General features: G+C 69.0%; 9 protein-coding genes. 4 read left to right on the forward strand and 5 right to left on the reverse strand.

Translation table 11 applies throughout. From position 1 onward, the window contains the following. Nucleotides 1-2 precede the first annotated feature (2 nt). Nucleotides 3-491 carry a 5-(carboxyamino)imidazole ribonucleotide mutase gene (gene purE / locus BJ970_RS13160; RefSeq protein WP_184729072.1) on the forward strand — a complete coding sequence of 163 codons (489 nt, stop codon included), beginning with the start codon at nt 3-5 and terminating at the stop codon, nt 489-491. A gap of 67 nt (nt 492-558) precedes the next feature. Here purE and BJ970_RS13165 read toward each other — a convergent pair whose 3' ends face one another. Then, nucleotides 559-1,272, reverse strand: a complete 714-nt coding sequence (locus tag BJ970_RS13165) for a TIGR03089 family protein (protein ID WP_184726525.1) — start codon at nt 1,270-1,272, stop codon at nt 559-561. Between the two features lie 191 nt (nt 1,273-1,463). Here BJ970_RS13165 and BJ970_RS13170 point away from each other — a divergent pair, with 191 nt between their 5' ends. After that, nucleotides 1,464-3,086 (forward strand): IS1634 family transposase, encoded by a 1,623-nt coding sequence (locus tag BJ970_RS13170; protein ID WP_246470839.1) that lies wholly within the window; start codon nt 1,464-1,466, stop codon nt 3,084-3,086. A 53-nt stretch (nt 3,087-3,139) separates the two neighbouring features. Here the strand turns inward: BJ970_RS13170 and BJ970_RS13175 are convergent, their stop codons facing one another. After that, nucleotides 3,140-4,330 carry an LCP family protein gene (locus tag BJ970_RS13175; RefSeq protein WP_184726526.1) on the reverse strand — a complete coding sequence of 397 codons (1,191 nt, stop codon included), beginning with the start codon at nt 4,328-4,330 and terminating at the stop codon, nt 3,140-3,142. Between the two features lie 169 nt (nt 4,331-4,499). Continuing rightward, on the reverse strand, nt 4,500-6,224 hold the full coding sequence (locus BJ970_RS13180) for an LCP family protein (protein WP_312864231.1): 1,725 nt from the start codon (nt 6,222-6,224) through the stop codon (nt 4,500-4,502). Between the two features lie 256 nt (nt 6,225-6,480). On the opposite strand from BJ970_RS13180, the gene rfbB reads away from it, so the two are divergent. Together rfbB and rfbD are read left to right on the forward strand one after the other, a co-directional pair. Further along, a complete protein-coding gene (gene rfbB, locus BJ970_RS13185; protein WP_184726527.1) occupies nt 6,481-7,470 on the forward strand; it encodes a dTDP-glucose 4,6-dehydratase in 990 nt (329 codons plus the stop codon). Next, nucleotides 7,467-8,402: a dTDP-4-dehydrorhamnose reductase gene (gene rfbD / locus BJ970_RS13190; RefSeq protein ID WP_184726528.1), complete on the forward strand. Its 936-nt coding sequence runs from the start codon at nt 7,467-7,469 to the stop codon at nt 8,400-8,402. Before rfbB ends, rfbD begins: the two co-directional genes overlap by 4 nt. 36 nt (nt 8,403-8,438) lie before the next feature. Here rfbD and BJ970_RS13195 read toward each other — a convergent pair whose 3' ends face one another. Together BJ970_RS13195 and BJ970_RS13200 are read right to left on the reverse strand one after the other, a co-directional pair. After that, nucleotides 8,439-9,497 (reverse strand): glycosyltransferase family 4 protein, encoded by a 1,059-nt coding sequence (locus BJ970_RS13195; RefSeq protein WP_184726529.1) that lies wholly within the window; start codon nt 9,495-9,497, stop codon nt 8,439-8,441. Beyond that, nucleotides 9,487-11,988, reverse strand: coding sequence for a glycosyltransferase (locus BJ970_RS13200; RefSeq protein ID WP_221467865.1), 2,502 nt, complete (start codon nt 11,986-11,988; stop codon nt 9,487-9,489). The genes BJ970_RS13195 and BJ970_RS13200 overlap by 11 nt, the downstream gene beginning before the upstream one ends. Nucleotides 11,989-12,053 lie beyond the last annotated feature (65 nt).

Raw genomic sequence — 12,053 nt, forward strand, 5'->3', positions numbered from 1 at the left:
TCATGGGCAGCGATTCCGACTGGCCGGTGATGCAGGCCGCCGCGGACGCGCTCACCGAATTCAGCGTGCCCTTCGAAGCCGGTGTCTACTCCGCGCACCGCACGCCGCAGCGGATGCTCGATTACGCGCGCACCGCGGCCGATCGCGGCATCCGGGTGATCATCGCCGGCGCGGGGGGCGCGGCGCACCTGCCAGGCATGGTCGCCTCGGCCACCGTGCTGCCGGTGATCGGTGTCCCGGTGCCGTTGAAATACCTCGACGGTATGGATTCGCTGCTGTCCATCGTGCAGATGCCGGCCGGGGTTCCGGTGGCGACGGTGTCGGTGGGCGGGGCCCGCAACGCGGGTCTGCTCGCGGTCCGGACGCTGGCGGCGGATTCCGGCGAGCTGGGCGCCCGGCTGCGCGCCGACATGGCCAGGTTCCAGTCGGATCTGGAAAGCATGGTCCTCGACAAGCACACCGCGCTGCGGCAGAAGGCCGGCCAAGACTGAGTTTCGGTGACCTCCGGCCACGATTTGATCAACTTCGAGGTGCTCAACCGGGTTCGGAAACGAGCACTCAGGGCGCCAGTTCGACGGTGATGCGTTCGTCGGACCGGCGTCGGCCCAGTTGCTGTGGGTCGAGGTTGGTGCAGTGCACCAGGGATGCCTGCGCGGCCAATACGGCGAGGAAACCGTCCACCACGCCACCCGGCAGGCTCCACTCCAATGTGGACAGAACGCGGTCGTCGGGACCGATGTGCAAGGTTTCGGCGCGCCGCCTGGCCTCGTTGATCACGTCGTCGACCGACCGGTCCAGCAGCGCCGGATCGCCGCCGCCGACCGGCGAGATCGGGCTGAAGTCGTCACCATGCACCCGGATGTCCGACACGTAGTCGGCGATCCCGTCCGGCAGGCCCCGCACCGGCGCACCGAGGGCGTCCAGCCCCACGGCCGCGACGGTGTGCGCGCCCTTGCCACTGTCCAGATCGGACGCCGGGACGAACGCCACCTCGGCACCCCGCGGGTCATCCGTGATGTGCGCCCCGCACCACCAGGATCCCAGCAGCACCCCGACGGTCTGCCAGTGCGCCGGCAGTGCCACGAGCACCGGCGCGCCCGGTTCCAGGTCGAGCTCGTCGACGAGCCAGTTCGCAGTCTTCGCCGCCCAGTTCGCGGTGGTCGCGCGGGACAGCTCGATGCGCGCCCCGGTGGCGTCGTCGTAGTGCGTGATCAGCGGCTTCGGCGCCCCGCTGGTCAATAGCGGACCGAGCAGTGCCTGGGTAACGCTCATGGCCCGAGCGTAACGTCAGGGTTCAGTGTTCGAAGTCGCGGAGCCGTCGAACTTCGTGCTTCGGCACACAGGGTTGGCGATTTCGCGCTTGGCCCCAAGGGCAATCCGGACAGGCGCTAGTCCCGTGTTTCGCACATGGGGGTGGTTGGGGTTGGAAGAGCGTTCCGCTTTGATCATCTTATCGTTGCGGGATGCGTGCACGACCGCTTCCGCAACCGATGGTCTTCGGTGGGCCGAGTGTGGAAAAGATGCTGGGTGCGTTGCCGGTGGTGGCCGACTACTGCGGCAGGTTGGACCTGGCCGGGATTATCGACCGGGCCTGCCCGGTGCGTGATGTGGCGATCCTGTCGCATGGGCAGGTGATCGAGGCGTTGGTGGCGAATCGGTTGACCTCGCCGACGCCGTTGTTGCGGGTCACCGATTGGGCGCGGGCATGGGCGGTGGAGGAAGTGCTGGGTATCGACCCCGCCAGGCTCAATGACGACCGGATCGCCCGCGCGTTGGACGCGATCGCCCCGGAGCTGGACCGGATCGTGGGATCGGTGGGGGCGCGAGCGATCTCGGCGTTCGGGCTGGATGTGTCCCGGTTGCATTGGGATATGACGTCGATCTCGCTGTATGGCGCATACGAACAGACCGATCCCGGCTACGCCGCACCACGATTCGGGCACCCGAAAGACCGTCGCCCGGATCTCAAGCAGGTCCAGGCCGGACTGGCGGTCACCGGCGACGGCGGGATACCGGTGCTGCATCGTGGCTACGACGGCGGCGCGGGAGAGGTCGCCCAGGTAGTGGGGGCGATGACCGCGCTGAAAAACCTTGCCGGGCCACGGGATTTTCTGTTGGTGGGGGACTCGAAGCTGATCTCCTACGGCAACCTGCACGCCATGGTCACCGCGGGCGTGAGATTCATCGCCCCGGCATCCAAGCTCTACGTCCGCGCCGCCGAGTTGGCCGCACTCGACCCGCAGGCGGCCACGGTTGTGGATTACGTAGCTGGACGGGACACCGGTAAACCAGCCGATCGCCGCGGCGCCTGGCGGGTCATGGAGGACACACTGAGCCTGCCCGGCAAGCGCAAGACCGACCCGGTACTGCGGCTGCGACGGGTGTTCGTGCACTCCACCGCCCGAGCGACGGCTGCCATGGCGGCACGGGCGAAGAAACTCGACCGGGCCCGCGGCGACCTCGACCGGGTCGTGCGTGGCCTGGGGTCGCGGCACTACCCGAGTGAGCACGCCGTCACCGACCGGGTCACCACCATCGCCCGCACCCGCCGTGTCAAGACCTACCTGCGCACCCAGGTCGGCACCGACCCCGTCACCGGTAAACCCACCCTGACGTGGTGGTTCGATCAGACCGCGCTGGATGCCGAGGCCTCCACCGACGGCTGGTACGCCCTGTTGACCAACCTGCCCGCCACCGTCACCGCCGCCGAGGTCCTCACCCGCTACAAGGGCCAGGAAGTGGTGGAACGCCGCTACTCGGCGTTCAAGGGCCCCCTGGCGGTGGCACCGATGTTCCTCAAGACCAACCGGCGCATCGCCGCCCTGCTCACCGTGATCTGTCTCGCCCTTCTCGTCTTCTGCCTGATCGAACGCGCCGTGCGGACCGCGATCGCTCCGGAGGTCAGGATGGCCGGCCTGTATCCCGGTCAGAAAGCCAAACCCACCGGCCGCTTGATCTTCCAGGCCCTGTCCGAACTCCGGCTGATCCCCGCCACCACCGGCCAACCCGCGACCATCCCGCAACCCGGGCCGGTCCAGACCCGACTACTCAACCTGCTTGCCGTCGATCCCACCCGACCGCCATGATCATCCGGCATACCCGGGTTCGTCCCACCCTCACCAATGTGCGAAAGACGCGGCTAGTTGACGCAGGGGATCCCGCCATCGGAGGTGATCGGCTGCTCGCGGTGCGCGGTGCCGTCCAGCCGCAACCGCGGCGCCGAAACCAGCCGCGGTGCTTCCGGGGCCGGTGCCACCGTCAACTTGGCGAAGAAGTCCTGCGCCACGCGAGGTTCGACGTTGATGATGAACTGCCCCCGGTCGTCGCGGGTTCCGGTGTCGGTCACCGGCAGCGTCAAGAACGTGACCCGCCCCGCGGCGAGTTCCTGCATCTGCTGCACGAAACCGAGTGCGTCCCACTTATCGTCGAGCACCACGGCACGGCGGGTGGCCGCCACCAGATCTTTGATCATCGCCGGGTCCGTGAGCGTGCCGGTGGACAGCACCTTGCTGGCCAGTCCGGCCATGAACGACTGCTGACGCACGATCCGGTCCAGGTCGCCGCGCGGCAGGCCGTGCCGCTGCCGCACGAACGCCAGCGCGTCGCCGCCGGAAATGGTGTGCCGCCCGGCGGCGAACTCGGCGCCGGAGTCCTTGTCGCTGGTGGCCCGTTGCAGACAGACGTCAACCCCGCCAACGGCCTCGGTGAGCTCGAAGAATCCGAGCAGGTTGATTTCCGCGTAGTGGTCGATGCGCACCCCGGTGAGGTTCTGCACGGTCTGCACCAGCGCACGCTGCCCGGCCAGCCGGGCGGCGTGCTCGACCTCCGGCTCCGGCATGCCGCCGGCGCGTAGCCGCTCCGCGGTAGCGCCCTTGGTCAGCCCGTAGACGGCGTTGATCTTCTCCGGACGGCCACCCGGCACGTCGGTGTAGGTGTCGCGCGGAATGGAGACCGCCGTTGGCTGTGCCGTGTTGTTCGGAATCCGGATCACCACGAGGCTGTCGGTGTTCAGGCCCCCGGCCGCCTCGGTGCGAAGCTGCTTTAACACGGTTTCCGGCAGCGGATTGCCCTGTGCGTCGGTGCGGCTGTCGCTGCCGACCAGCAGCACGTCCGTCGCGCCGTCGTCGGAGGACGGCGCCTGCGGCACGTCCGCGAGGACCTTGGCCGAACTGACGTCGCTGAGCCGGTCCACCACGATCCAACCAATGGCGGTAAGGGCGAGCACCGCGGCCGAAACCAGCGCCAGCACGCTTCGGCCGGCGATGCGGATCCCGGTCCGATGCGGACCGGTCGACCCCGCAGCTTCCGGTTCCTGTTCCGGTTCGCCCACCTTCGCCACCCCCACGCCGTTGCCCTGACGACGAACCAGGTTAACCGGCGCCGGAACCGGAGGGGCCCAGACCGGCGGCCAATCGTGACCAGAACCTTGCACGGACCGGGAAAACGACGTGCGCCATGACTCCGGGTCACGCGATTGCCGCGGCAGGACCGCACCTCCCTCAGTTCACGCAGGGCACGCCCTCCGCCGTGATGGGGGTCTCGTCGTCGGCCGAAGTCTGAGCCGGGAGCGGGGCCGCTTGGCGCGCAACGCCGTCGAGCCGAACGGTCTGGCCGCCCGCGAAGTTCTGCGTGCCCGGCCCCTTGTAGTCCTTGCCCAGGTAGACCTGGATGCTGCCGGACTTGACGCTGCTGCGCGCCTCGGTTGGCAGGCCGCCGAGAAAGCCCGCGACCTGCTGGGCCGCCGCCTCTTCGCCGGCCGCGTAGTAAATCACCGAGCGGTCCATGGTGTCGGCGTTGGAACTGCCACCGGCCTGGAAGCCCTGCCCGGAGACCTCGTCGAGGACCCGCGCGGCCAGTCCGCTGACCCCGGAGGAGTTGTAGACGCTGACCGAGACGGCCTCGCGGGCCTTCTGGACGGCCTGCTTCTGCTGCCGTTCGGTCGGCGGCAGCAGAAGGTCTGCGGCGAACTGCCGGACCTCGGGAATGTTGATCGTGACCTCTTCCTCCCCGGACGGGCCGACCAGGTGCACCGGGGCACCGTAGAACTGCACGTCGCCGCCGCTGACGCCCTGCATCTGCTGGGCGAAACCGAGGATGTCGTTGGCCAGCGCGGGGTCCAGGATGACCGACTTCTGGATGGCGTTGACCAGGTTGGTCAACTTCGCCGGGTTGGTCAGCGTGCCGGAGGACATGACCTTGCGGGCGAGCGCGGACATGAAGACCTGCTGGCGCTTGCCGCGTTCCAGCTCGTTGATCAGGCCGTGCCGCTGCCGCACGAAGGCGAGTGCGTCGGCGCCCTCGATCGTCTGCACACCCTTCTGGAAATTCGCGCCGGAGTAGCTGTCCTTGGTGGCCTGGTTCAAGCAGACCTCGACGCCGCCGATGGCCTGGGTGACCTCGGCGAAGCCGAGCAGGTTCACCTCGGCGTAGTGGTCGATGCTGACGCCAGTGATGTTCTCGATCGTCTTGAGCAGCAACTGCTTTCCAGCCAGCCGGGACTTCTCCTCAAGTTCCTTCTGATCGGTGATGCCCTGCTTCTTCAGCTTGGTCAGCTCGGCGTCCTTGCCCCGGTTCATCGTCTCGGTGAGCTTGGTCTTGCCCTGTCCGAGGCCGATGTCGACGAGGGTGTCGCGGGGGAAGGAGATCGCGCTGGCGCTCTGGCCGCCGTTGGGGATGCGCACCAGGATCATGGCGTCGGTGAGGTCGCCGCCTTCCTGAGTGGTGCGCAGTTTCTGCAGCACCTCCTCGGGCAGCGGGTTGCCGAAGGCGTCGGTGCGGCTGTCGTTGCCGATCAGCAGGATGTCGGTGGCACCGTCGGGGGCGCTGAGCTTGTTGCCGATGACGTCGGCCGTGGAGGTGCCGCCGGCACCGGGCCGGAACATCGCCCAGCCGAACCCGGTGGTGGTTAGCACCAATACGGACAGCAGCGCGACCAGCGCGCGACCGGTGTTGCGCGCGCCCCGGTGCTTGCGTCGCCGCTCCCAAACGTCGGCTTCTGGCGGAGACTGCTCCTGCCCGGATCGAGTGGCGGGACGGCGTCGAGCATCACTCTGCGCTGGCCTGCGGCCCGGCCCACCGGGTGGCGGGGCCGCGCCGCCGCGGCGACCGCTCGGCGGGGTTCCGCCGCCGGCCCCCGGCCGCCCCGCACTGCCGGGTCCGCGGGGCGGAACGGGTCTGCCGGGCTGTCCCTGCGGGCCGCCTGGCCACCTCGGCCGGTCCTCCACGCCGAATCCTCCTTGGCCTGCCGACGAGCGTTACACCTTGGCGAAGTGATTTTGCTCGTGTTTCAAATGCAGGCTAGCGGGGCCCGTGGGGCGAGTGGGCAGGTCCCAGCACCAGGGGTGAGATCACTCATAAGCGTTGCTTAAATCCGTGACCCTGCGTAATGCGGGAGCCTTCGCCGTCGCGGCGTGTGGCATGCCAGACTTTCGCAGGCGGGCCCGTTTTGCGGGCCGCGAAACCCCGGCGAGGAAGGGTGCCATGCGGATTCTGGTCACCGGTGGAGCCGGTTTCATCGGCTCGCACTACGTTCGGCAGTTGCTCGGCGGCGCCTACCCCGCGTTCGCCGGAGCCGATGTGATCGTCCTCGACAAGCTCACCTACGCGGGCAACGAGGCGAATCTGACGCCGGTCGCGGACAGTTCGCAGTTGAAGTTCGTGCACGGCGACATCTGCGACCGCGAACTGGTCGCCGGCCTGCTCGACGGTGTGGACGTGGTCGTGCATTTCGCCGCCGAAACCCACGTGGACCGCTCGATCACCGGCTCGGATGCCTTCGTGATCACCAACGTCGTCGGCACGAACGTGCTGCTGCAGGCCGCGCTCGACGCCGAGGTCGCAAAGTTCGTGCACGTGTCCACCGATGAGGTCTACGGCACCATCGACGTCGGCTCTTGGCCCGAGGACCACGTGCTGCAGCCGAATTCGCCGTACTCGGCCGCGAAGGCGGGCTCGGACCTGTTGGCCCGCGCCTACCACCGCACGCACGGCCTGCCGGTGTGCATCACCCGCTGCTCCAACAACTACGGGCCCTATCAGTTCCCGGAAAAGGTGCTGCCGCTGTTCATCACGAACCTAATGGACGGCGTCCCGGTGCCGCTCTACGGCGACGGGCTCAACGTGCGGGACTGGCTGCACGTCAGCGACCACTGCCGGGGCATCCAGCTGGTGGCCGAATCCGGGCGCGCCGGCGAGATCTACAACATCGGCGGCGGTACCGAGCTGACCAACAAGGAGCTGACCGAGCGGCTGCTGGCCGAGATGGGGCAGGACTGGTCGATGGTGCGGCCGGTCGCCGACCGCAAGGGCCACGACCGCCGCTACTCGGTGGACCACGGCAAGATCGTCCGCGAACTGGGGTATGCGCCGGAGGTCGACTTCGCGACGGGGTTGCGCGAAATGGTCCGCTGGTATCGGGAGAACCGCGGCTGGTGGGAGCCGCTGAAAGCCCGGTCGGGGGTGGCGAAATGAGCCGCCTCGCCGTCCTGGTGCCCGGCGGACGCGGCCAACTGGGTTCGGAGCTGACGCGCATCCTCGGCGCGCGCGCCGAATCGCTGGTGCACGCGCCGGGTTCGAAAGAACTGGACATCACCGATGACGGGGCGGTCACCGACGCGGTGGACTCCTTCGCCGAGACGGCGCGAGACGCCGAGCTGCGGCCGGTGGTGATCAATGCCGCGGCCTACACACAGGTGGACGCTGCCGAGTCCGATGCGCGACGGGCGGCCCGGATCAACGCCAAAGGCGCCGCCGCGTTGGCGCAAGCGTGCCGGGACAGTGGTCTTCCCCTGGTGCACGTGTCGACCGACTATGTGTTCCCCGGCGATGAGACGCGACCGTACGAGCCGACGGATCAAACCGGGCCGCGTTGCGTGTACGGGCGCACGAAGCTCGAAGGCGAACGAGCGGTGCTGGAATCCGGCGCCCGGGCCTGGGTGGTGCGCACCGCGTGGGTCTACGGCGCGCGCGGTGGGAACTTCGTGAAGTCGATAGCCCGCCTGGCGAGCGAGCGCGACTCACTGTCCGTTGTGGACGATCAGGTCGGTTCGCCGACCTGGGCGGCGGATCTGGCGCACGGCCTGCTGGAACTGGCTGAGCGGATCGGCCGGCGCCAAGGACCGGACGAGAAGGTCCTGCACTGCACGAATTCCGGCAGCGCGACCTGGTTCGAGTTCGCCCGGGCGATTTTCGGGGAGCTCGGCCTGGACCCGGCCCGGGTGACCCCCTGCACGACGGCGGACTTTCCCCGCCCCGCTCACCGCCCGGCGTACTCGGTCCTGTCCGACGCGGCTTGGCGGCGGGCCGGCCTAACGCCGCTTCGTTCCTGGCAGGAAGCCCTGAACGCGGCTTTCACCACCGACGGCGAAGCCTTCCGGGCGAGGGCCCGGCCCGAAAATGGGTGATGTCACTGGAAATCAACGTGCTGATTTCCAGTGACATCACCCCGCCCCCCACGCCGCGCGTTGGTATGCGCCGATCGTTCTTTCGGCGCAGGTTCGCCAGCTGAAGGTTTTCGCCAGGGTGCGGGCGGTTTCCGCATCTGGTGGGTTGGTCAGGGCTCGGTGAAGGGCTTCCCGCAGCGCCGTTGGATCCCCGTAGGGAAACAGGATCGCCTGCTCGGCCGTGACTTCGCGCAGCGCTGGGATGTCCGAGCACACCACCGGCGTGCCGCAGGCCAGGGCTTCCAGCGCGGGTAGGCCGAAACCCTCGTCGCGGGAGGGCAAGACGAGCGCGCCGGCCCCGGCGACCAGGCGGCGCAAGTGCTCGTCGGGGAGGTAACCGGTGCGGATCACCCCATTGTGGCTGCCCGCGTCACCAGGGCCCGCGATGACCAGCGGTGGCAGGTCATCGCCGTGGGCCTCCAGCAGTCCCGGCAATCCCTTGCGGGGGCCTTCGGCGCCGACGAACAGCAAATACTCGGCCGGCAGCCCATATCGGCACCGGAGCTCGGAGCTCATCGGCGTCGCCGAGAACCATTCCGGATCGACACCGAGCGGGGTCACCACGATCTTGTCTCGCGGGACGTCGAGACGCGTACTGACCGCGTCGGCCACTGCTGCCGTCGGCGTGCACAACGCTCGCGCCCGTCGCACCGAACTCCGCACAAGCTGCGGCAAATCGCGATCGGCCAACAACGGGTCGTCCAGGAACGCCAGATCGTGCACGGTCACCACGCCGCCCGCGCGGATCGACGGCGGCAGCACGAAGTTCGTGCCGTGAACCACGCGGGCCGGGCCGGCCAGCAGCTCAACCGGCGCGAAAGCACCGCGCCGCCACAGCATGCGCAGTACTCGTGCCGGGATCGGCGGTCCTACAGCGCGCGTTCCGTTCGGGACCAGCGAGCGCAGGTCGCGCCAGCCGCGGGTAGTGAGCCCGAACACCCGCGCGTCCACGAGAGACGCGAGCTCGCCGAGCAGGGACGCGGTGTAGCGCCCGATTCCGGTGCGTCGGCCGAGCAGCGGGGTACCGTCCAGCAGGACGCGCAGGTCAGCGGCCACGGAACCGCTCACCGGCGAGCCGCCGAAGCCGACCGGTCGCCCGCTTCGCGACCTCCAGCGGTCCGCCCGCGTCGAGATACTCGCGCAGCAGCGAGATGTCCCGGCGCACCGTGTCGGCGCGGTTCAGTCGCGGGCTGCGCACGAGCGGCGCGCTCGCGTCGAGCCGGTCCGCGGCGGGTCGCGGGTCGCGGCAGAACTCGGTCAGCGGCGCCAGCACCGATTCCCAGGCGAACCGCTCGCGGACCGGGGCGATCCGGCGTCGGCACTCGGCGGCGAATTCCTCGTCGTAGAGCGCTTTCTCCAGCGCTGCGGCCAGCGCGTCCGGGTCTTCGGCGGGCACCACGACCCCGATGCCCTGCGCGCGCACCAGATCGGCGAACGAGTCGCCGTCGGTGGTCACCACCGGCAGCCCGGACCACAGGTAGTCCAGCACGCGGGTGCGGAACGCGAAGGTCGTCTCCACGTGCTCGAAGTGCGTGGTGACACCGCAGTCCGCATCAAGCAGGTAGTTCTGCCGTTCCCCATAGGGCACCCAGGTCTCGTTGAAGAACACGAACTTGTCGGTCAGCCCGAGCCGGCGGGCCAGACCGCGCGTCCGCTCGGCCATGTCCATCTCCGGCACGTCCGGGTTCGGGTGTTTCATGCCGAGGAAGAACAGCCGGACATCGTTGTGCTGTTGGGAAAGCCGGTGCATCGCGTGCAGCAGCGTCAGCGGGTCGAACCAGCTGTAGACACCGCCGGCCCACAGCACGACCTTGTCTTCGGCCGCGATGCCCGACCGGTTGCCCTTGATCGCCGGGCCGGTGCGGCGCGGCGGCACCGACGGCAGGCCGAACGGCACGACCGAAAGCAGCGAGCGGACCGTCGGGTCGTTGTCGTACAGCCCGGGCGTCAGTCGCCCCAGCGAGGCCAGGTGGCCCAGCCAGAAGTGCCGCTGCCGTTCCGAGGCGCAGAGGAAGAAATCCCCGCGCCGTAATTGGGTGTTGAGGACCTTGGTCACCCCGACCAGGTCCTTCGCGCGGCGCTCGTCGTCGGTGTCGCGACCCTGCTCCAGCAGCTCCAGGTGCATCGGGTCGTAGACGTCGCACACCACGATCTTGGTGGAGTCGACGTGCTTGAGGGCCGGCACCATTTCCAGCACGTGGCCCTGCAGCACCACGACGTCCGCCCAGTCGACGTGCGCGCCGAGTTCGCGCGGTTTCGCCGCGACCACCTCGAAGTCCGACTCCGGCGGGCTGACCAGGGCGTTGACGCTGACCAACCGCACCTCGTGCTCGGCGGCGAGGACCTCGGACATGTGCCACGCGCGGATCGCCGGGCCGGCCATCCGCTCGGTGACCGCATCGCCGGTGATCACCACGACCTTGCGGGGTCGGCCGAAGACCGCGTCCAGCTCGAACGCCTCGACCAGGGCGTCGTGCGCGGCCAGGTAGCGCGGCAGCGGGTAGGCGGGCTCCATCGCCTTGCGCATCAGCGGCACCAGGTCCGCGTCGGTGCGCACGCGCGCCTGCTGCTCCTCTTCCCGGGACTGCTTCAGCGATGGCAGCAGCTCGACGAACTGGTCGATGGCCAGCATCCCGGCCAGCGCGGAACGGTCGATCGGAACCGGGTTGTCGTCCTCGCGGTCGCCGCGCTTGGTGATCTCCAGCTGCGTCGGGTCGATCTCGCCGCGCGCGGTGGCTCGCCGCACGGACAGCGCCATCGCGGCGGGCAGTGCCTTCGCCAGGGTCTCGTCGGAGACGTTCTTGTACAGGGCGGCTAGCGCGTTGCGCTCTAGCAGGTAGTGCTCCCGGGCCGAGGACACCTCGGCCATCGATGCGTGGTGCCGGTGGAAAGTCAGCGAACGCGGCTCGTAGCGGACCCGCCAGCCGCGCAGGTTCAATCGCCAGCCGAGGTCGACGTCCTCGTAGAACATGAAGAAGCGCTCGTCGAAGCCGTCGAGCGCGGCGAACAGCTCGGCGCGCACGAACAGCGCCGAACCCGTTCCGAACAACACGTCGCGGGCCGCGTCGTGCGAGCCGTCGTCGACTTCGCCCGCGTGCCGCTTGTAGCCCATGCCGAACCAGGTCAGCCCGCCGTCGACGAAGTCGATGTGCCGGCCTTCCCAGTCCAGGACCTTGCTGGCGACCGCGCCCACCGTCGGTTCCGATCGCAGCACCGCGACGGCTGCCCGCACCCAGGCTCGGTCCGGCTTGGCGTCGTTGTTGAGGAAGGCCAGCACCTGGCCGCCCGCGTTGCGGGCCGCGAGGTTGCATCCGCCGGCGAAGCCGAGGTTGGTGTCCGACTCGATCAGCCGAACCTCTGGCGCGGCGGCCCGGATCTGTTCGGCGCTGCCGTCACCGGAGGCGTTGTCGACGCAGATCACCTCCAGCCGGTCGGACGGGTAGTCGAGCTCTTCGCGCAGCGCGCGCAGGCAGGTCATGGTGTCGTCCGCGCCGCGGTAGTTGACCACGATCACCGACACCAGGGGCAGGTTGCTGCGGTCGGACAATTCAGCCACGCCCTCAAGCGTGCACTATCACCGGGCGCCGCCTCCGGGGTGTTGGAGAAATCGCG

Origin of the sequence: Saccharopolyspora phatthalungensis, assembly GCF_014203395.1 — a bacterium.
GTDB classification, from domain to species: domain Bacteria; phylum Actinomycetota; class Actinomycetes; order Mycobacteriales; family Pseudonocardiaceae; genus Saccharopolyspora; species Saccharopolyspora phatthalungensis.

Bases quoted from the DNA above. Each gene is read 5' to 3' on its own strand.
- rfbB (WP_184726527.1), top strand. From the start codon at position 6,481: ATGCGGATTCTGGTCACCGGTGGAGCCGGTTTCATCGGCTCGCACTAC.
- BJ970_RS13170 (WP_246470839.1), top strand. From the start codon at position 1,464: ATGCGTGCACGACCGCTTCCGCAACCGATGGTCTTCGGTGGGCCGAGT.
- purE (WP_184729072.1), top strand. From the start codon at position 3: ATGGGCAGCGATTCCGACTGGCCGGTGATGCAGGCCGCCGCGGACGCG.
- BJ970_RS13165 (WP_184726525.1), bottom strand. From the start codon at position 1,272: ATGAGCGTTACCCAGGCACTGCTCGGTCCGCTATTGACCAGCGGGGCG.
- rfbD (WP_184726528.1), top strand. From the start codon at position 7,467: ATGAGCCGCCTCGCCGTCCTGGTGCCCGGCGGACGCGGCCAACTGGGT.